The sequence below is a fragment of the Geodermatophilus pulveris genome (assembly GCF_900188375.1).
Classification (GTDB): domain Bacteria; phylum Actinomycetota; class Actinomycetes; order Mycobacteriales; family Geodermatophilaceae; genus Geodermatophilus; species Geodermatophilus pulveris.
The window spans coordinates 529,124-547,283 of record NZ_FZOO01000002.1 but is presented as its reverse complement, the minus strand read 5'-3'; the positions used below and the strand labels follow the sequence as shown (position 1 = coordinate 547,283).

At 75.2% G+C, this 18,160-nt stretch carries 18 protein-coding genes and 1 pseudogene; 11 read left to right on the top strand and 8 right to left on the bottom strand.

Annotated features, from left to right (window positions below):
- Positions 1-3: 3 nt before the first annotated feature.
- The 3 genes from CHB98_RS06085 to CHB98_RS06075 all read right to left on the bottom strand — a co-directional run bounded on the left by CHB98_RS06085 (position 4) and on the right by CHB98_RS06075 (position 2,928).
- On the bottom strand, positions 4-249 hold the full coding sequence (locus CHB98_RS06085) for a hypothetical protein (RefSeq protein ID WP_089304682.1): 246 nt from the start codon (positions 247-249) through the stop codon (positions 4-6).
- 108 nt (positions 250-357) lie between these two features.
- On the bottom strand, positions 358-1,353 hold the full coding sequence (locus CHB98_RS06080; protein WP_089304681.1) for a hypothetical protein: 996 nt from the start codon (positions 1,351-1,353) through the stop codon (positions 358-360).
- A 3-nt stretch (positions 1,354-1,356) separates the two neighbouring features.
- A complete protein-coding gene (locus CHB98_RS06075; RefSeq protein ID WP_089304680.1) occupies positions 1,357-2,928 on the bottom strand; it encodes a hypothetical protein in 1,572 nt (523 codons plus the stop codon).
- 205 nt (positions 2,929-3,133) lie between these two features.
- On the opposite strand from CHB98_RS06075, the gene CHB98_RS06070 reads away from it, so the two are divergent.
- The 5 genes and pseudogenes from CHB98_RS06070 to CHB98_RS06050 all read left to right on the top strand — a co-directional run bounded on the left by CHB98_RS06070 (position 3,134) and on the right by CHB98_RS06050 (position 6,628).
- Complete coding sequence (locus CHB98_RS06070) at positions 3,134-3,925, top strand: CPBP family glutamic-type intramembrane protease (protein WP_089304679.1); 792 nt, start codon at positions 3,134-3,136, stop codon at positions 3,923-3,925.
- A 114-nt stretch (positions 3,926-4,039) separates the two neighbouring features.
- A pseudogene (locus CHB98_RS22230) lies at positions 4,040-4,279 on the top strand (transposase); the annotation flags it as partial.
- 286 nt (positions 4,280-4,565) lie between these two features.
- Entirely contained in the window at positions 4,566-5,108 is a 543-nt protein-coding gene (locus tag CHB98_RS06060) for a hypothetical protein (RefSeq protein WP_143424960.1), read from the top strand.
- An 84-nt stretch (positions 5,109-5,192) separates the two neighbouring features.
- Positions 5,193-5,801, top strand: coding sequence for a hypothetical protein (locus tag CHB98_RS06055; RefSeq protein ID WP_143424959.1), 609 nt, complete (start codon positions 5,193-5,195; stop codon positions 5,799-5,801).
- Entirely contained in the window at positions 5,798-6,628 is an 831-nt protein-coding gene (locus tag CHB98_RS06050) for a hypothetical protein (protein WP_089304675.1), read from the top strand. The genes CHB98_RS06055 and CHB98_RS06050 overlap by 4 nt, the downstream gene beginning before the upstream one ends.
- A gap of 34 nt (positions 6,629-6,662) precedes the next feature.
- Here CHB98_RS06050 and CHB98_RS21455 read toward each other — a convergent pair whose 3' ends face one another.
- Positions 6,663-7,118, bottom strand: a complete 456-nt coding sequence (locus CHB98_RS21455; RefSeq protein WP_179224234.1) for a hypothetical protein — start codon at positions 7,116-7,118, stop codon at positions 6,663-6,665.
- A gap of 131 nt (positions 7,119-7,249) precedes the next feature.
- Positions 7,250-8,947 carry a gluzincin family metallopeptidase gene (locus CHB98_RS06040; RefSeq protein ID WP_089304673.1) on the bottom strand — a complete coding sequence of 566 codons (1,698 nt, stop codon included), beginning with the start codon at positions 8,945-8,947 and terminating at the stop codon, positions 7,250-7,252.
- A 222-nt stretch (positions 8,948-9,169) separates the two neighbouring features.
- Between CHB98_RS06040 and fabG the strand changes: the two genes are divergently transcribed.
- From fabG to CHB98_RS06025, 3 genes are all read left to right on the top strand, one after another.
- On the top strand, positions 9,170-9,886 hold the full coding sequence (gene fabG / locus CHB98_RS06035) for a 3-oxoacyl-ACP reductase FabG (RefSeq protein WP_089304672.1): 717 nt from the start codon (positions 9,170-9,172) through the stop codon (positions 9,884-9,886).
- A complete protein-coding gene (gene fabI, locus CHB98_RS06030) occupies positions 9,886-10,656 on the top strand; it encodes an enoyl-ACP reductase FabI (RefSeq protein ID WP_089304671.1) in 771 nt (256 codons plus the stop codon). The genes fabG and fabI overlap by 1 nt, the downstream gene beginning before the upstream one ends.
- Positions 10,657-10,723: 67 nt before the next feature.
- Complete coding sequence (locus tag CHB98_RS06025) at positions 10,724-11,866, top strand: ferrochelatase (RefSeq protein WP_089304670.1); 1,143 nt, start codon at positions 10,724-10,726, stop codon at positions 11,864-11,866.
- A 77-nt stretch (positions 11,867-11,943) separates the two neighbouring features.
- Here the strand turns inward: CHB98_RS06025 and CHB98_RS06020 are convergent, their stop codons facing one another.
- The gene (locus CHB98_RS06020) at positions 11,944-12,684 is read right to left on the bottom strand and encodes a hypothetical protein (protein WP_089304669.1); all 741 of its coding nucleotides are present in this window, start codon (positions 12,682-12,684) and stop codon (positions 11,944-11,946) included.
- 87 nt (positions 12,685-12,771) lie between these two features.
- On the opposite strand from CHB98_RS06020, the gene CHB98_RS06015 reads away from it, so the two are divergent.
- Both CHB98_RS06015 and CHB98_RS06010 read left to right on the top strand, forming a co-directional pair.
- A complete protein-coding gene (locus CHB98_RS06015) occupies positions 12,772-13,215 on the top strand; it encodes an NfeD family protein (protein WP_089304668.1) in 444 nt (147 codons plus the stop codon).
- 94 nt (positions 13,216-13,309) lie between these two features.
- A complete protein-coding gene (locus CHB98_RS06010; protein ID WP_089304667.1) occupies positions 13,310-14,515 on the top strand; it encodes an SPFH domain-containing protein in 1,206 nt (401 codons plus the stop codon).
- A 59-nt stretch (positions 14,516-14,574) separates the two neighbouring features.
- Here CHB98_RS06010 and CHB98_RS06005 read toward each other — a convergent pair whose 3' ends face one another.
- A complete protein-coding gene (locus tag CHB98_RS06005) occupies positions 14,575-15,579 on the bottom strand; it encodes an RNA polymerase sigma factor SigF (RefSeq protein ID WP_089304666.1) in 1,005 nt (334 codons plus the stop codon).
- Entirely contained in the window at positions 15,576-16,073 is a 498-nt protein-coding gene (locus tag CHB98_RS06000) for an ATP-binding protein (protein WP_089304665.1), read from the bottom strand. The genes CHB98_RS06005 and CHB98_RS06000 overlap by 4 nt, the downstream gene beginning before the upstream one ends.
- A gap of 232 nt (positions 16,074-16,305) precedes the next feature.
- On the opposite strand from CHB98_RS06000, the gene CHB98_RS05995 reads away from it, so the two are divergent.
- Positions 16,306-18,144, top strand: coding sequence for a SpoIIE family protein phosphatase (locus tag CHB98_RS05995; protein ID WP_089304664.1), 1,839 nt, complete (start codon positions 16,306-16,308; stop codon positions 18,142-18,144).
- Positions 18,145-18,160 lie beyond the last annotated feature (16 nt).

Genomic DNA, 18,160 nt, shown 5'->3' with positions numbered 1-18,160 from the left:
GACTCACTCCTCTCCTCCCTGTAGCAGTGCCGGCCGGGTGCGCCGGATCCACTCGACGACGACCTGGTCCTCGTCCCGCAACGAGTCGCCGCCCCGGACGTAGTACGTCGCCCCGTCCACCACCACCGTCCGCAGCCGGTCCCGCCACTGCTGGAACTCGGCCGACGCGAGCACGTCGGCCCGCAGGCCCGGCCGCCGCTGCAGCCACCGGGCCTCGGCCGTGACGTCGTCCGGCGGCTGGTCGTCCACGGTGGCCCTCCGCAGCGTCCGCTGGTGTCCTCGGAGCGGTGTCGAGGCGACGGTGGCAGCCAACTCCGCGGGTGTCACCGTCGCGTCACCGCTCGGCACGGACCGGTCTCAGCCGGTGCAGGGCCGGCGCTCCGGCCGGTGGTCCGCCGGCCGGACGAGCGCGGTGAGCCGCACGCTGACCCGGTCGGCGAGCTGCGCGCCGAACCTGATCGGCCGCCCCGCGACGGTGATGTCGCCGACGCGGTACGGCCGGTCCGGCGGCACGGCGTAGCTCGCCCGCAGGACGTGCTGGGCATCGCCGCGCTCGACGGTCCAGAAGGTCCCGGGGTCCTCGTGGTCGGGGGTCTCCATGCCACCGATCACCAGCCGGTCGATGTAGATCCCGACGGGGTCCTGCAGCGAGATCTCGGCGCCGGTCGCGGCGGCGTCGTTGACCGCCGCGGCGATCTGGGGATCGCTGTTGCGCCGGTGGTCGCCGAGTCGGCCGCAGCGGACGAGGGCCATCGCGCTGGTGACCGGGTGCCCGTCGGCGTCCTCCCTCAGCACGGTGGCCTGGGCGGCGAGCCGCAGGGCGGCCTCGAGGGTGTTGCTGTCCTGCACCAGGTGGGCGAGCCGGCCGGTGGTCGACCGGTTGTGGACGTTGCGGGGCTGGTAGCGCCCGTCGACCACCAGGTCCTCCGGCCGGACGTCGGGACCGACGAGCTCCCGGTAGGTGGCCAGCAGCCGGTCGGGGTCACGGGCGAGGTGGTGGAAGTACTCGGGCACCTCAGTGGTGAAGGTCACCCGGGTGACGACGCCCTCGTCGTCGCGCTCGACGCTCCACTCGCAGTACTCGTCCTGCACGTCGCGGGAGGCGTCCGCCGCCGCCCAGCGCTGCTCCTCGGAGGTCGCGTCCTCCAGCAGGGTCGCAGGGAAGGCGGTCCAGGCCACGACGGGTGCCTGCACGTCGGAGCCGACCTCGCCGGCGGTGGGGTCGAAGAACTGGGGGTGCTCGGCGGTGAGGGCGGCGACGATGCCCCCCACCCGGGAGCTCCAGGCGTCGCGGTGCCCGTCGGTGGGCTCGGGCAGGCGGGCAGGCGTGTCGTACCTGGTCAGGATGGGCACGGGTCAGACCTCCACGACAGTGCCGTCGGCTGTCATGCGCCGCTCCCGCGGCGGCACGTTGGTGCGGGCGAAGAGCAGGGAGCTCTCCGAGACGGGCATCTGCCGCACACGCCGGCGCCGGGAGTCGGCGAGCCGGACGTAGTCGTCGAAGCCCGTCGGCGACCCCAGCCGTCCGGTCACCGCCGCGTAGTAGGCGCGCAGCCGGTCGCCGAGGGAGGCGACGTCGTCCCACAGCTCGGCGAACTCGCGCTCCGGGCTGCCTGCGGGCGTGTCCGGGGCGGCGGCCAGGATCGCGTCGGCCATGGCGTCCGGGAGGTCGCTGCTGCCGTCGGAGATCCGCGCCCGGGGCGGCACGTGCGCCAGCAGGGCGGCCCGGCGGGGTGAGAAGACGGGGTTCGGGAAGTCGACCATGAGCAGACAGGCGGCGAGCCGGTCGCTGAGCAGTCCGGTGGCCAGCGCCTGGCGCAGCACGGCCTGGTCCTCGAAGGCGCGTTCCGGGACGGCGAAGGCGAAGTGGGCGTCACCCGCGTAGCGGGCCCCGTCGTCGTCCTCCTGGTGGACGTCGAAGGTGCGCAGGCTGCGCAGGTAGGTCTCCGCGGCCACGGCGAACCGGGGTGGGGCCGGCAGCCCGAGGACCTCGGTGAGCGCCTCGGAGTCGACGAAGAACGTCTGAGGGAGCACGAGTGGTCCACCGGCCACGACGTCGCGGCTCTCCCGGTTGCTCGCGATGATGTTGACGCTGGGCGTGTCGAGGACCTGCACCAGGACGCGGCCCGGGTCGTCGACCACCCCGGCCTCGACGAGGCGCTTGAACCGGGCCCTCGTCCAGCGGTCGATGCCCGGCCTCGCGACCGCCAGCTCGCAGATGTCGGCCCCCTGCGGGTTCCGGGCGGTCACCCAGGGATGACCGACCAGCGGTGGGTCCGCGGGGAGCACCGAGGGCAGGACGTTCGCGGCCTGCGAGTGCCAGTGCAGCCACGGGGAGCGCAGCTCCTTCATGACGACGGTGCCGCTGAGGTGGCTCTCGAAGGGGCCCCTGCCCTGGCTCGGTCCGCGGAGGGCGTGCCGGGAGTTGCCGGCGAAGACCCAGGCCGTGCTGTCGCCGACCGACTGGTAGAAGTTGAAGCCGCCGGCCCGGCGGTCCCACGCCATCAGCTCGACGTCTCCGGAGCCCGGGTGGGCGGCGCTCAGGAGCACGTCGGCGCCCTCCGCGCCCACCCCACGGGTCACCAGGAACCGCAGCCGGCGGTCGACGGCCGCCGTGGCGGCGCCCGTGGGGAGCTGACTGCCCTCGCCCAGCAGGAAGACGAGCTCCTCGCGCAGCGGGTGGCCGACGGGGGTGGCCCGGTCCAGGGCCGTCAGGACGTCGCCGGCGGTCCGGGGGAACACGCCGCGCAGCAGCAGGTGGGTGGCGAACGGGTCCCCGAGCTCGGCGGCCGCCTCCTCGGCGCTCAGTACCCGGACCGCGTCGTCCTCGCCCAGCACCAGGCGGTGGACCGCGTCGGGCTGCAGCATCCCGGGCGGCAGCTGCCGGAAGGCCGCACACGTCGGCGGGCTGCTCGCGCGGGTGGTCATGGTCCTCCCTCCCTGTGCTGGGCGGCCGTCGCCCGGGACGACGCACCGGCCCGGACCCGTGGGTGGAGCCAGGATCCGGGCACGGCGTCATCCGGCCGTCACTCCTGCGTCACCGGTGCCGGACGGTCCCGAGGGGGTGTACCCATGGGGCCATGGGCGTGGCGTCGCGGTGAGTGCACCGGGCACACCTCCGGCGCCTCGGCGCGTGCTGCAGTGCGCGGCGTTCGTCGGGACGTGGATGGCCCTCGGGTGGCTGCTCCCGGTCGACGAGACCGGGTACCTCCTGCTGGGCGTCCCCCTGACCGTGCTCTTCCAGCTCGGGGTGCGGCGGCGACCGCTCACCGCCCTGTGGGTCCGTGATCCGCCGAGGTCGCGGCTGGGCCGCAGGGGTGCGGTGGTCGCGGCCGTCCTGGCGGTGGCCCCTGGCGTGTTCCTGGTCGAGCGGGTCGCCGCCGGCGACTGGGCGGGGACGGCGTGGATGACGGCGGCGCTGGGGGGCGCGGTGGCGGCCGGTTACTCGCTGCAGCAGGCCGCTGCGGCGCGGACCGCTCGTGCTGCCGTGCCGGCGACGGTCGTCGGCACGGCGGTCATGGGCCTCGTCCTCGGCATCGGGCTCGTCCGGCAGGGGTACCTGGCGGCTCCCGTCCTGGACGGCCTCACCACCGCGGCCCTCTCGCTGGCGCTGTACCTCCCTGTCGCGTTCGTGCTGGAGGAGGTGACGTTCCGCGGCCTGCTGGACTCCCACGTCCACCACGTCGGCGAACCCCGGGGCGTGGCCTCCGCGCTGCTGGTCTCCGCGTCCTGGGGGCTGTGGCACCTGCCCGTGACGGATGCCGACGTGCCGCTGGCCGCGCAGGGCGTCGGCCTCGTCGTCGTGCACTGCCTCATCGGGGTGCCGCTGTCCCTGGCGTGGCGGCGCAGCGGGAACCTGGCCGCTCCCGCCGCGGCGCACGCGGTGGTCGACGCCGTCCGGAACGGGCTGCAGGCCGTGGTCTGACGCCGGGTGCCCGGTGATGCCGCGGTGACGCCGGCGTGATGCCGGCCCCCCAGCATGCGACGGGAGCGGCCGCGGCCTCGCGGCTGCGCCAGGTCGGTGGGGAGGGGATCGGAGATGTCGAGCACGGTGCTCTCCGACGCCGACTGGGCGAGGCTCGAGCCGTTGCTGCCCCGCGCCGGCGGCGTGCGCGGCCGGCCGTTCCGGGACCACCGCCAAGTGGTCGAGGGCATCCTGTTCCGGCACCGCACGGGCTGCGCCTGGCGCCACCTGCCCGCCGACTTCGGTCCCTGGCAGACGGTGTGGAAGCGGCACCGCCGGTTCTGCATGGACGGGACCTGGGACCGGGTCATGGCCGTGCTGCAGCCCCCGGACGCCCCGGCGCCTGCCGGAGACGTCCCCGCCGCCGCCCGACCCGGCGCCTCCGGGCCGGTCGTGTCCCGGTCAGCCCGAAGAATGGTCGGACAGGGCTCGGAATTGGGAGACGGCGGCCGGGGCCAGGGAATTGATAGACAATTCCAGACCCTTGATGGCGCACAGCTCCGGCGTTACAGTTCCTGCGCCCACCGGGATGTCGGACGGCATTTCGGAGACACATCCGGTTCTCCGGTGCCCGACACGCTCATCGAGCGGGAGGACGACCATGCCTGACGGTTCAGTGCGCGCTCGCATCGAAGCGGCCCAAGACGCCACGCGTTCGCAGATCGAGGCGGCGGCCTCCCGTATCGCCAATCGCGCGCAGCAGGCCGCGGTGGCGGGTGCGGGGGCCGGCGCCGAGAACTTCATCGGCGACGTCTTCGACGCCATCGGTGACGCGGTGAACGAGGTCGTGAACGTCGGCCAGAACATCGTGAACGACCTCGCCAACGCGACCAACGACATCGTCAACGCCACGGCCAACGCGGTCAACTTCGTCACGCAGAACACCGACGCGGTGATCCAGGTCACCCAGTTCGCCACGCAGATCACCCCGCAGATCTTCGACATCGGCTTCGCCACCGCCGCCGGAGGGGTGCAGGGCGCCCAGGGGGAGCTCTCGGCGGAGCAGCGACAGGCCTCGGCGCAGCAGCTCCTGCAGGCCCGCCGGTCGGTGCTGCAGGCCCAGGCGCAGACGCAGCGGCGGATGCGGGACGTCGCCGGCCAGGTGCGGTCCCGGATCGAGGCCACCCGCCGCGAGCTCAGCTGACGGTCCCCGGCCGGTCACGGCGCAGACCCCTCCGCGGCGGGACGCCGCACCACCGTCGTCCCGCCGCGGCACACCCTCATCCTGGTGCCGGACCGACTGGTGGGAACGGTCATGCTGACGGTAGCGGTCATCGTCGTACTCGCCGGGTGGTTCGCCGTCTCGGTGGTCGGGCAGGTCGATTCTCGCGCGCTCGACTGGTTGAAGGCCCGCGACCACTTCTCCCTCATACCGCGGTGGACCTTCTTCGCTCCCAAGCCCGGGACGACCGATTACCACCTGGTGTACCAGTCGTCCACCGACGGGCGTGCACTGACGGAGTGGCGTGAGGAGCAACTGGCCGACACCCGAACTGTGCTCGGTGCCGTCTGGAATCCCTCGAAGCGCAACAAGAAGGCGTTGTGCGACGCGGTTCGGGCGATGGGCAGGATGGCACGCGAGGTGGGGGAGGAGAACACCTGGCAGGTTCAGTACTCGATCTCCTACATCGCCGTCCTGAGCTACCTCTCCGGCCTGCCGCACCCGCCCTCTGCGACGCAGATCCGGTTCATGGTGCTGGAGTCCGACGGCTTCTTCCCGGAGTGGGAGCCACGCCTGCTGTTCCTGTCGGCGGTGCACGCCCTGCCGGACCGGCAGCCCCCGGACGACGCGACTGCTGCCCCGGCGCCCGTGCCCGCGGCCCGGACCCGGCCGTGAGCATCGCCCAGGCGGTCCTGGAACCGCGCGTGGTCGTGCTGGGCACCACGACGCTCGCCGGCGTGGGCGCCTCGATCTCCACCCTCGAGTGGCTCCGCAACGCGCGTCAGCTGGCCCCCGGTGGCCTGTACGACTGGGCCATCGTGGGCAGCCGCCGGTTCGCCGTCGGCACGCGGCTGCGGGCGCGGGTCGCGAACCGGCTGCTCGAGTACCGCGGGTTCCTGGCGGTGCTGGGGATCAGGTTCCTGTCGGTCCTGCTGCTGCCCGCCGCCGTCCTGGCCGGCACGCGGGTCGCGATCGTCGCCGTCCTGGCCGTCGTCGTCGGCACGACCCTGCTGATGAACCTGCGCACGGTGTACGGCATGGACGGGTCCGACCAGATGACCACCCAGGTGTACGGCGCGCTGCTCCTCGGCTACCTGCCCGGCACCTCGCTGGCCCTCAGTGCCGCGCTCTGGTACATCGCCGTGCAGGCGTGCTTCTCCTACTTCGTCTCCGGCGCGGCCAAGGCCGTCTCTCCGCAGTGGCGCAGCGAGGGCGTCATCTTCCGGATCTTCAACACGCAGACGTACGGCTACGAACCCGTGGCCCGGTTCCTGAGGAACCGGGCGCGGCTGACGTGGTCGCTGGGATGGAGCGCCTTCCTCGTGGAGATGGCGTTCCCCCTGGCCCTGGTGGTGGGCTTCCCGCTCGTGGTGCTCTTCGTCCTCTGGGGTGTGGCCTTCCACGTCATGAACGCCGTCGTCATGGGGCTGAACTCGTTCCTGTGGGCCTTCGCGGCCACGTACCCCGCAGTGGTGCACGTCGCCGCGGTGCTCGCCTCCTGACGTCGCCGTCGCCCTCACCCGTACCGGGACCGGGTCAGCTGTACCCGACACGGCGCACCCGGCCGTCCGGGTAGCGGACGTGGGTGACCCTCGGCGGCAGCGACTCGAGATCCGCCTCCTCGTCCACGTCGACCAGCGCTCCGCGCGCCCGCAGGTGCCGGTGGTACAGCCCCCGCTCGTCGTCGGTCGCCTCGGTGGTCCCGGAGGCCTCGGTGGTCCCGGAGGCCTCGGTGGTCCCGGAGGCCTCGGTGGTCCCGGAGGCCTCGGTGGTCCCGGAGGCCCCGGTCCCGGAGGCCCCGGTCCCGGGGGCATGGGTCCCGGAGGACGGGGGGCCCGGAGGTGGGACGTCGGGTGACGGGTCCGGCGGAGCCGCCTCGGACGACCGGGCGACCGCGATCCCGGCCAGTGTCTCCGACGCCCGCCTGAGGGCCGACACCGCAGCGGTCAGGGAGCCCGGCGCGCCGACGTCGGGCGAGGGAGTGGGGTCCACGGGTCCAGACACGTCACCGGCCATCCAGACGGCGCCCCCACGCGTCAGCCGGTGGGGTTGGACGCGCACGGAGGCGGTTGGCCCTCCCAGTATGACCACGCGCGTCGGCCGGACGGGCCCGCGCTGCGGCCTCACCGCGCCCCCGGGGACAGCGGCCGGCACGCGCACTGGAACTGGATCCGCTTCAGGACCAGGCCCTGGTCCTGGGGTTCGAGTCGGTGGGTCCGGGCCTCGCGGCCCCGGGGGGACGGGCCCCGCACCATGCCCGGCGCCGGACCGGGGTCGATCCGGCCCAGCTGCACCAGGGTGGCGAGGAAGTGCCGGGCGCTGTCGGTGGCGTCGGACGGACCGGCCGCCGGGCCGTAGACGGCCGGGGCGGCGGAGAACCGGGCCCCCTCCGCCGGGGCGTGGCAGAGGACCGGCTGGTCCAGGAACTCGGCCCGCACGCTCTGCAGCGGCAGCCCGGGGGCGCTGGTCGCGTCGGCCCGGTAGCCGGTGGACGGCGCCGTTCCTCCGTACGCCAGGACGAGGGGTGATCCGCTGCCGCCGGTCCCCGGGCCGGCCGCGGCCGGTGCACCTCCCGCGGCCGCCGCCTGCAGGCGCGGCAGCGGGGCGGTCTCGAGGGCGCGTGCCGTGACCAGGTCCAGGACCCCCCGCCCGACGAACGCGCCGAGCACCGCCGACCGGTAGCGGCCGTCGTTGCGCACCTTCGCCGCCTGGACCATCGCGGCCGCCACCTGGCTGAAGTAGGTGGGCCTGATCGGCGCGGCCAGCACCCCGTCGACCAGCAGCTGTCCCAGGTCCTGACCCACCGTCTCGAGGGTCGCCTCGTCGGCGCTCCCGGTGACGTCGAGCATCGCGGCCAGGGCGTCCAGGACGGCGCCGGTGAAGACCCGGGAGAAGGAGTGCGGCCCGGTCGACAACTCCGTCGCCGGGGCCTCGGGGGGGAGCGTGGCCGGGACCCGGTACGCGAATCGGTTGGCCGCGTTGCGCAGGCAGTCCCGGTCGACCGCCTGCGGGGCGAACTGCCGGATACCCCACCCCAGCTGCTCGGCGATGCGCGACAGGCGGGAGTTGACGTTGAGGCGGGCGCCGGTCTCGCCGAGCACCTTCTGCCGGAAGGACGGCCGCTCGAGCGCCGTGAGCAGCGCCGACGTGTCGCCGAAGGCCTCGTGGAAGGCGTCGGCCTCGATGCTGGCCGCGTCGAAGAGCTCGGGACGGATCGCGTCGAGGACGGCGTGCCCGAGCTCGTGCCGGATGACGTCCGGGCTGTCGCCCGTATCGACCGTCGTCCCGTTCACCGTCTGCCGGAAGAAGCGCAGCCCCGCCAGGCGCGAGTAGAACGCGTTGAGGTCCTGTCCCGCGTCGAGCTGCACCGGCAGCCGGGCGTCGAAGGTGGACCAGCGTGTCCCCTGTGGGGCGAGGGACCCCCAGTACCGGACGGCGCGCGCGAGCGACGCCTCGGCGTTCCAGTACCGGAAGTCCGGTGAGCCCGGCGGGTGCGGCCCCGGCGTCGGCCGCCGGCCCCTGATGTGCCACGGCAGGTCGGGCGGGACGGCGTCGGGTGGTGGTTCGCTGATCAGCTCCGCCGGGCCGGGGTCGGGCGTCGGCGTCCGCTCGCTGAAGGGGTCGTCCTCGTACGCGTTGATCGTGACCGCCGCCCCGGCGACCGCACCGGCCCCGGGTGGCCCCGCGCTCGACAGCTGCCCGGCGACGCCGCGCAGGACCGCCGTGGCCTGGGTCAGCGCCTGGATCGTCGCGTCGAGGGCCTCGGTGATGTCCGTCTGCCCGTGCGCCCCGGGACGCGGGAGGGCGTCGTCGTCGGCCATCTCGTCCTCCGGTCGGTCACCCGTGGCAGCGCCAGGGAGCCGTCCCTCCGGCTCACCTGCCGCCATCCTCGAGCCGAGGTGTCACCCCCCCGTCACCGCGGTGTCATCGCGCCGGGGACCGACGGGGCCGCGGGCACGGGCCGGGGGGCGCCCGGTCCGACCGGTGACCAGCGACTAGGTTCGGTCCCTGTCCGTCTCGGCAGCGACAGGGGGAGTGGCGCGGTGAGTGGGTCCGGCGGCAGATCGGTGCTCGTGACCGGCGGGAACCGGGGTATCGGGCTGGCCGTGGCGCGCGCGTTCGCCGAGCAGGGCGACGCGGTGGCGGTGACCCACCGTGGCAGCGGCACCCCCGAGGGGCTGTTCGGCGTGCGGTGCGACGTCACCGACGCCGCCGCCGTCGACCGCGCGTTCACCGAGGTCGAGCAGCACCAGGGGCCGGTCGAGGTGCTGGTCAGCAACGCCGGCATCACCCGCGACGGGCTGCTCATGCGGATGAGGGAGGAGGACTTCACCGACGTCCTCGACGCCAACCTCACCGCCGCCTACCGGGTGTCCAAGCGGGCCGCCGCCCGGATGGTGCGCGCGCGGCGCGGCCGAATGGTCTTCGTCTCCTCGGTGGTCGGCCTGCTCGGCTCGGCGGGGCAGGCCAACTACGCGGCGTCCAAGGCCGGGCTGGTCGGCCTGGCCCGCTCGATCGCCCGCGAGCTCGGCAGCCGCGGCGTCACGGCCAACGTGGTCGCGCCCGGTTTCGTCGAGACCGACATGACCGCCGCGCTGCCCGAGGAGCGGCAGCAGGCGATCCTCGGCCAGGTGCCGCTGGCGCGCTACGCGTCGGCGGAGGAGGTCGCCGGCGTGGTGCGCTTCCTGGCCAGCGACGCGGCCGGCTACATCACCGGGGCGGTCGTCCCGGTGGACGGCGGACTGGGGATGGGGCACTGATGGGCATTCTCGAGGGCAAGAAGATCCTGGTCACCGGCGTCCTCACCGAGGCCTCGATCGCCTACGCCACCGCGCGGATCGCCCAGGAGCAGGGCGCCACCGTCGTCCTGTCCAACTTCGGCCGGGCCCTGTCGCTGTGCCAGCGGATCGCGAAGCGGCTGCCGCGCGAGGCGCCGGTCGTCGAGCTCGACGTCACCGACACCGGGCACCTGGCCTCGCTGGCCGACCGGCTGCGCGAGCAGGGCTTCGACAGCCTCGACGGCGTCGTCCACTCCATCGGCTTCGCGCCGCAGGAGGCGATGGGGGAGGGCTTCCCCGAGGTCGCCTGGGAGCACGCGGCGACGGCGTTCCAGGTGTCGTCCTGGTCCTACGCCTCCCTCGCGCAGGCCTGCCGGCCGCTGCTGGCCAACCCCTCCTCGGTCGTCGGGCTGACCTTCGACGCCTCCGTCGCCTGGCCGGTCTACGGCTGGATGGGCGCGGCCAAGGCCGCGCTGGAGTCGGTCAGCCGGTACGTGGCCCGCGAGCTCGGGCCCGAGGGCGTGCGGTCCAACATCGTCGCGGCCGGGCCGCTGCGCAGCATGGCCATGAAGTCCATCCCCGGCAGCGCCCAGTTCGAGGAGGCGTGGGAGGGCCGCGCCCCGCTGGGCTGGTCGGTCACCGACACCGAGCCCGCCGGCAAGGCCGTCGTCGCGCTGCTGTCGGACTGGTTCCCCGCCACCACCGGCGAGATCGTGCACGTCGACGGGGGCTTCCACGCCGTCGGGGTATAGGGCGGTGGGCGTGTGACCCTGTCGGCCCCGGCCGCATCCGCCCGCGTCCTGGGGTAGAAGGGAGGGCGTGCCCCTCGCCACGGACGTCGACATCACCCCTGCCGGACAGCGCCCCGACGAGGACCCCTCGCTGGCAGCCCGCAACAACGGCGGGACGACGCCGTCCGCCGACCCGTCGCCGCCCGGGCGGCGCGAGGCCCTGCTGGTGCTCGGCTTCGGCGGCCCGGAGGGCCCCGGCGACGTGATGCCGTTCCTGGAGAACGTCACCCGGGGCCGCGGCATCCCGCCCGAGCGGCTGCTCGACGTCGCCGAGCACTACCAGCACTTCGGCGGGGTCAGCCCGATCAACGAGCAGAACCGGGCGCTGGTCGCGGCCGTGGAGAAGGAGTGCGCCGCCGCGGGCATCGACCTGCCGGTCTACTGGGGCAACCGCAACTGGGCTCCCTACGTCGAGCACGTCTGGGCGCAGATGGCCGACGACGGCATCGAGCACGTCTACGTCTTCCCGACGTCGGGCTTCGCCTCGTGGTCGGGCTGCCGGCAGTACCACGAGGACGTCGCCCGGGCCCGCTCGGTGCTCACCGGCGCGGCCCCCGGCGGCGGCCCGACCGCGGAGAAGCTGCCGCACTACGGCGACCACCCCGGCTTCGTGCAGGCCAACGCCGAGGCGCTGGCCGCCGCGCTCGCCGAGCTGCCCGAGGAGCTGCGCGGCCGCGCCCGGCTGGTGGCCACCGCGCACAGCATCCCCGAGTCCATGGCCGCCGTCGCCGGGCCGACCGGGGGCGCCTACCAGGAGGAGCTGCGCCGCTCGGCGCGGCTCGTCGTGGACGCCGTGGCGCCCGGCCGGGAGTTCGACCTGGTCTGGCAGTCGCGCAGCGGGCCGCCGTCGGTGCCGTGGCTGGAGCCCGACGTCAACGACCACCTGCAGGCCCTCGCGGCGGACGGCGTGCCGGCGGTGGTGCTGTTCCCGATCGGCTTCGTCAGCGACCACGTCGAGGTCGTCTGGGACCTGGACAACGAGGCGCGCGAGACCGCCGGCGAGCTCGGCATGGCGTTCGCCCGCGCGGGCACCGCGGGCACCCACCCGGCGTTCGTGGGCATGGTGCGCCAGCTGCTCGAGGAGCGCCGCACCGGGACCCCCCCGCGGCTGGGCACCAACTGCCCGGCACACTGCTGCTTCGTCGCGCCGCGGCCCCGCCCCACCGCCTGAGGGACGGAGTGCCGGGACAACTCGTACACCGCCGGTCCGGCAGCACCGCAGTGCGCGGAACGCCCGGCAACGGCGAGCTACGGGCGGGGCACGGCGTTGTGGGCGGCGCTCACCGCCGCGCGGACGGCGTCGGCCAGCGGGCGCAGCGCCTCGTCGCGGGCCGCGGCCTGCCGGTGGGTCACCGCCCCGCCCGGGGCGTCGGTGAGCGCCAGGTCGAGCACCCGGGCCAGCCGCTGGGCCCGGGCCAGCAGGGACACCGCCACCGGGTCGGCGTCCGGGGGCAGGCCCGGCACCTGCACCCCCGCGGACAGCCCGGCGAGCAGCGCCGGCACCTCGGGGTGCCACCGGGCCAGGTCCAGGCCGGCCAGCGTGCGGGCCGCGTCGCCGACGGCGAGGTCCAGCGCGCCGGCCACCGCGCGCAGCGAGCCCTCCGGCGGCGGGGGGAGCAGGGGCGCGCCGGTGAGGTCGAACGCCGTCCACTCGACCGCCTCCGGGCCGAGGGGCTCCGGCACCAGCGCCAGCCGCTCGCCGACGGCCGCCTGCCCGGCCTCCAGGGCCGCCTCGGTCAGCCCGGGCACCCGGGGCAGCCCGCGGACGTCGCCGGGTACCGGCAGCACCAGCCGCAGCCGGCGCTCGCCGCTGCCGCGCAGCGCGCTCAGCGCCCAGCCGAGGGGCACCGTCCCCTCGCTGCCGGGCAGCCCGGCGACGCGGTGCGCGGCGTCGCCGACGAGGGCGTCGAGCGCGTCGTCGTAGGGGACGCGACCGGTGAGCCAGGCGGTCGACCAGACCGCGAAGCGGCCCGCGGGGAAGTCGTGCACCCGGCGAGGTTATGCCGGACCCCCCGGACCGGTGAGGACGCTCCCGAGGTCGGCCCCGGCACGGTCGCGGTCTGGGAGAGTGGACACGTGGACGACTGGGTGCTGTGGCTCATCGCCTCGGGCCTGCTCGCCGCCGGAGAGCTGGCCACCGGCAACCTGGTCCTGCTGATGCTCGCCGGCGGGGCGCTCGGCGGCGTCGGTGTCGCCCTGCTCGGGGGCCCGGTGGCGCTGCAGCTGGCCGCTTTCGTCGTCGTGGCCGCCCTGCTCGTGCTGGTGGTCCGCCCGCTGGCCACCCGCCACCTGACCCAGCGGACCCCGGAGCAGCTGGACGGCGTCGCCGCGCTGGTCGGCCGCACCGCACGGGTCACCCAGGCCGTGGACGGGCACGGCGGGCGGATCCGCCTGGGCGCCGACGAGTGGACCGCGCGCAGCCAGTACGGCGGGGAGCGGTTCCCGGTGGGGGCGACCGTGCGGATCATGCAGGTGGACGGCGCCACCGCGGTCGTCGGGGACGCCCTCGAGCTGGAGTGACCCACCACGCGGGTGATCCCGCGCGGCGCCGTGGCCGGATCGTGACCCGGCGAGGGCAGGATCGAGGGCGGACCACCCAGGAAGGAGCGTTCCCGTGACGCCCGCACTGATCGCCCTCATCGTCGTCGCCCTGCTGGCCGTCGTCGTCCTCGCCAAGAGCGTGACGATCGTGCCGCAGGCCCAGGCCAAGGTCGTCGAGCGGCTGGGCCGCTACAGCCGCACGCTGTCGCCCGGCCTGTCGCTGCTGGTGCCGTTCGTCGACCGCGTCCGGGCCACGATCGACCTGCGCGAGCAGGTCATCTCCTTCCCGCCGCAGCCGGTGATCACCTCGGACAACCTGCAGGTCGGCATCGACACGGTCGTCTACTTCCAGGTGACCGACCCGCGGCTGGCCGTCTACGGCATCGCCAACTACATCACCGGGATGGAGCAGCTGACCACCACGACGCTGCGCAACGTGGTCGGCGGGCTGAACCTCGAGGGCGCGCTGACCGGCCGCGACGGCATCAACAGCCAGCTGCGCGAGGTCCTCGACGGCACCACCGGGCCGTGGGGCCTGCGGGTGGCCCGCGTGGAGATCAAGGCGATCGACCCGCCGCCGTCCATCCGCGACTCCATGGAGAAGCAGATGCGCGCCGACCGCGACAAGCGGGCGATCATCCTGCAGGCCGAGGGCGCCCGGCAGTCGGCGATCACCACGGCCGAGGGGCAGAAGGCCTCGGCGATCCTGTCCGCGGAGGGCCGCAAGCAGGCGGCGATCCTGGAGGCGGAGGCCGAGCGGCAGAGCCGCATCCTGCGCGCCGAGGGCGAGCGGGCGGCGCTGTTCCTGCAGGCGCAGGGCCAGGCCAAGTCGATCGAGACGGTGTTCCAGGCCATCCACGACGGCAGGCCCGACCAGGGCCTGCTGGCCTACCAGTACCTGCAGACGCTGCCGCAGATCGCCCAGGGTGACGCGAACAAGATGTGGATCGTGCCGAGCGAGTTCAGCAAGGCGCTGGACGGGCTGGCCAAGCTGGGCGGCGCGGACGGCGACGGGCGGTCCTGGATGGACGTCGACCCGTCGCGCGACGGCGCGGCCCGGCCGACGGCGGAGATCGACACCTCCGGCTGGTTCGAGTCGGCGCTGCCCCGGGCCGCCGACCAGCCCGAGGCGCGGATCGAGCTGTCGAGCATCGCCGACACCGCGCCGGCCGTCCCGACGCCGGAGGTCCCGGACACCACGGCCCTGGCCCGCACCGCCGAGCACGAGGTCGCCCAGCCGATGACGAGGCCGGACCACGCCGAGGCGCCGCGCCCCTGACGCCGCCGCCTGCCGTCCCGGTGCGGGGACGGCAGGCGGCCACGGGCGGGGGTCTGCGCTCAGTCCTTGAGCAGGCCCTCGCGGAGCTTGGCCAGCGTCTGGCTGAGCAGCCGGGACACGTGCATCTGCGAGATGCCGATGTCGGCGGCGATCTGCGACTGGGTCATGTTGCCGAAGAAGCGCAGGATGAGGATGCGCCGCTCGCGGGCCGGGATGGTGGCCAGCAGCGGCTGCAGGGACTCCCGGTACTCCACGCCCTCCAGCGCGGCGTCCTCCTCGCCGAGGGTGGCGGCGAGGGTGGGGGAGTCGTCCTCGCCGGACAGCCGCTCGTCCAGGGAGCTGCTGCGGTAGGCGTTGGCGACGGCCAGGCCCTCCAGCACGTCGGCGCGCGGGATGCCCAGGTGCTCGGCCAGCTCCGACGGCGTCGGCGCGCGGCCGTTCTTCTGCGCCAGCTCGCCGACGGCCGCGTTGAGCGACAGGTGCAGCTCCTGCAGCCGCCGCGGGACGCGGACCGACCAGCCCTGGTCGCGGAAGTGCCGCTTGATCTCGCCGGTGATCGTGGGGACGGCGAAGGAGAGGAACTCCACGCCGCGGCTCGGGTCGAACCGGTCGATGGCCGCGATGAGACCCAGCGTGCCGACCTGCAGCAGGTCGTCGAAGGGCTCGCCGCGGTTGCTGAACCGCCGGGCGAAGTGCCGCACCAGCGGCAGGTGCTCCTCGACGAGGACCTCCCGCAGCCGCTCGCGGCGGGGGTCGTCCTTCTCCAGGCCGGCCAGCTCGGCGAACAGCGGGGCGGTGCGCTCGGCCCGCCGCCGGTTCTCCGAGATGGGCGCGGCGCCGGGGGTCCCGCCGTCGGCCGGGTCGTCGTCGGCCGTGTCGTCGGCGGCGGTCGGCGTCGCGGCGTCCGGCACGGGGACGGCCTCGCTGCGCGGGTCGGGGACCACGACGGGCGCTTCCTCGGACGCGACCTCGCCCTCTCCGCCGCGGCGGCCGGCCGGGGACTGGTCGTCGCGCAGGGTGTCCTCCTCGACGGTCTGGGGTTCGGGGGCTGCCGCCCCGGTCACCGCGCGACCGAGACGTTCTGGCCCGCGTCCCCGAGCAGCTGGTCCGGGTGCTGGCCCGAGAGGTACTTGTCCATGGAGATGACCGCGACGGCCGAGGTGCCGCCGTCGCCGGCCGGGACGGTGGCCTGCGTCGCGGGGCCGGCCTCGACCTTGTCGACGAGGGTGTGCAGCACCGCCCAGCCGAAGCCGTCGCGGGGCACGTCGGTGCCCTCCGCGGTGGACACCCAGGCGTCGATGTGCAGGCCGGCGCGGGTGGTCTCGAACACGACGGTCAGCCGGCGGTCGTCGTCGACGATCGCGGACAGCGTCGCGCAGGCCTCGTCGACGGCCAGCCGGAGGTCCTCGACCGCGTCCAGGTCGTAGTCCATCCGCATCGCCAGGTCACCGGCCATGGCGCGCACGGCGGGCAGCTGGGTGGGGGTGGTGGGCACCCGCAGTTCCAGTCGTTCGGCGCGCCGCCCGTCCTGCGCGAGGGCACCCCTCGAGTCCACCATCCGTCGTCCGCTCCTCGTCCTCGCCTGGTGATCGTGCGCCGGTGGTCCTGGCGGACCCGGTCCGCGCGGTCGGCATCCATCCTGCCCGACCGGTCGCGGCGCTCTCCGCGGCACCGTCGGGTGCTCGCCCGACAGGACCCGTTACCCCGGTTGACGGGTCGGCCAAACTCCAGGTCACACGGCTGATCACCCCGGTTGCAGGCCACGGGGGCCTGCGGTTCGCTGGCCCGGGATGAACGCGGATCAGCAGAGCACGGGGTCCGGACCGGCACTGGCCGACGACGCCGCGCTCGTCGCCGCGATGGAGGCCGCCCCCGCCGCCATCTGGTGCCTGGCCGGTCCCGACCTGGAGCCGGTGTGGGCCAACGCCCGCGCCCGCGCCGCCGGGGCGGCCCTCGGGGACGTCGCCGCACTCGCCGGCACCCGGATCGCCGAGCTGGCCGGCGTGGTGGCCCGCAGCGGGGTGGCCGAGACGCTGCACGGCGCGCCGGGACCCGACGGCCGGGCGGCGACCGTCGTGCTGCAGCCGCTGCAGGTGCAGGGGCGGTCCGGCGTCCTGCTGGTCGTGCAGGCCGCCACGGGCGAGCCCGGTGCGCCGGCCGGCGAGGGGGACGTCGTCGACCAGGTGCAGCTGTCGCTGCTGCCCCCGGCGCTGCCGCTGCTGCCCGACGTGCGGCTGTCCGGCAGCTACCACCGCGCCAGCGCCGTGCAGGCCGCCGGCGGCGACTGGTACGACGCCGTGCCGCTGGGCCGCGGCCGGCTGGCGCTGGTCGTCGGGGACGCCGTCGGGCACGGGGTGCCCGCCGCCGGGGCGATGAGCCGGCTGCGCGGCGCCATGCGCTCGGTGGCGTTGCGCGACCCCTCGCCGGCGGCGGTCGTGTCGGCGCTGGACGCGTTCGCCGGTCAGATGGAGGACGTCGAGGGCGCCTCGGTCTTCTACGGGGTGCTGGAGGCCTCGACCGGCCGGCTGACCTACGCCGCGGCCGGCCACCCCGCCCCGCTGGTGGTCCGCGCGGACGGCGGCGCGGACTTCCTGCCGCTCACCCCCCGCCCGCCGCTGGGCAGCCTGCCCGGCGCGCCCACCGTCGTGGCCGACGCACAGCTGCCGCAGGGCGCCACCCTGGTGCTGTTCTCCGACGGCGCCGTCGCCACCTCCGGGTCCCTGTCGTCGGAGGGGCTGGAGCTGCTGGCCGCGGTGTCCCGCGCCGCGCTGGCCGCCCCGGGTGCGCTGGACGGCGACGCGCCGGGGGAGCTGGCCGCCGCGATCCTCGGGGGGCTCGTGGACGCCGAGGAGCGGCCCGACGACATCGCCGTCCTCGTCGCGCATCGCCGGGCCGAGGTGACCCAGCCGCTGGACCTGGACCTGCCCGCCGTCCCGGCCGCGCTGCCGACGGTGCGCCGCCACCTGGGCGCCTGGCTGGCCGGGCTGGGCATGGGCGAGCAGGACCGGGTCGGGGTCATGGTGGCGGTGGGCGAGGCGGCCGCCAACTCCGCCGAGCACGCCTACCGGGGCACCGAGCCCGGCCGGATGCAGGTGGCCGCCGCGGTCGACGTGGACGGCCAGCTGACGGTCACGGTGCGCGACCAGGGCCGGTGGCGGCCCCCGGACCGCGACCCCGGCGACCGCGGCCGCGGGCTGCTGATCATGCGCCAGCTGGTCGACGGGGTGGTGCTGCAGGGCGAGCGGGGCACGACCGTCACGCTGAGCATGCGGTTGCGCCGCCGCCCGGAGGACGACGAGCAGCGCCGCGGCAGCGCCAGCTCGGCCGACGTCGTCGTCGACCGCAGCGGCGAGCGCCCGGTCGTGCGGGCCGCCGGCGCGGTGGACACCGCCGGTGCCGAGCAGATGCGCATCCGGCTGCTGGAGGCCAGCCACGGCGGCACCGGCCGGGTGGAGCTGGACCTCTCCGCGGTGACCCTGTTCAGCAGCGCGGCGGTACGCGTCGTCCTCGCCGTGGCCCGCATCGCCGGGGACGAGGGGTGGCGCCTCGTGGTGCACGCGCCCGCCGGCGGCGTGACCCGGCACGTGCTGGAGATCAGCGGGCTGGGCGGGCTGGTCGAGCTGCGCTGACCGGCGTGCCGCGCCG

Coding starts and splice junctions, on each gene's coding strand:
- CHB98_RS06075 (WP_089304680.1), bottom strand. CDS start 2,928: ATGACCACCCGCGCGAGCAGCCCGCCGACGTGTGCGGCCTTCCGGCAG.
- fabI (WP_089304671.1), top strand. CDS start 9,886: ATGGGCATTCTCGAGGGCAAGAAGATCCTGGTCACCGGCGTCCTCACC.
- CHB98_RS05995 (WP_089304664.1), top strand. CDS start 16,306: ATGAACGCGGATCAGCAGAGCACGGGGTCCGGACCGGCACTGGCCGAC.
- CHB98_RS06000 (WP_089304665.1), bottom strand. CDS start 16,073: ATGGTGGACTCGAGGGGTGCCCTCGCGCAGGACGGGCGGCGCGCCGAA.
- CHB98_RS06040 (WP_089304673.1), bottom strand. CDS start 8,947: ATGGCCGACGACGACGCCCTCCCGCGTCCCGGGGCGCACGGGCAGACG.
- CHB98_RS06060 (WP_143424960.1), top strand. CDS start 4,566: ATGCCTGACGGTTCAGTGCGCGCTCGCATCGAAGCGGCCCAAGACGCC.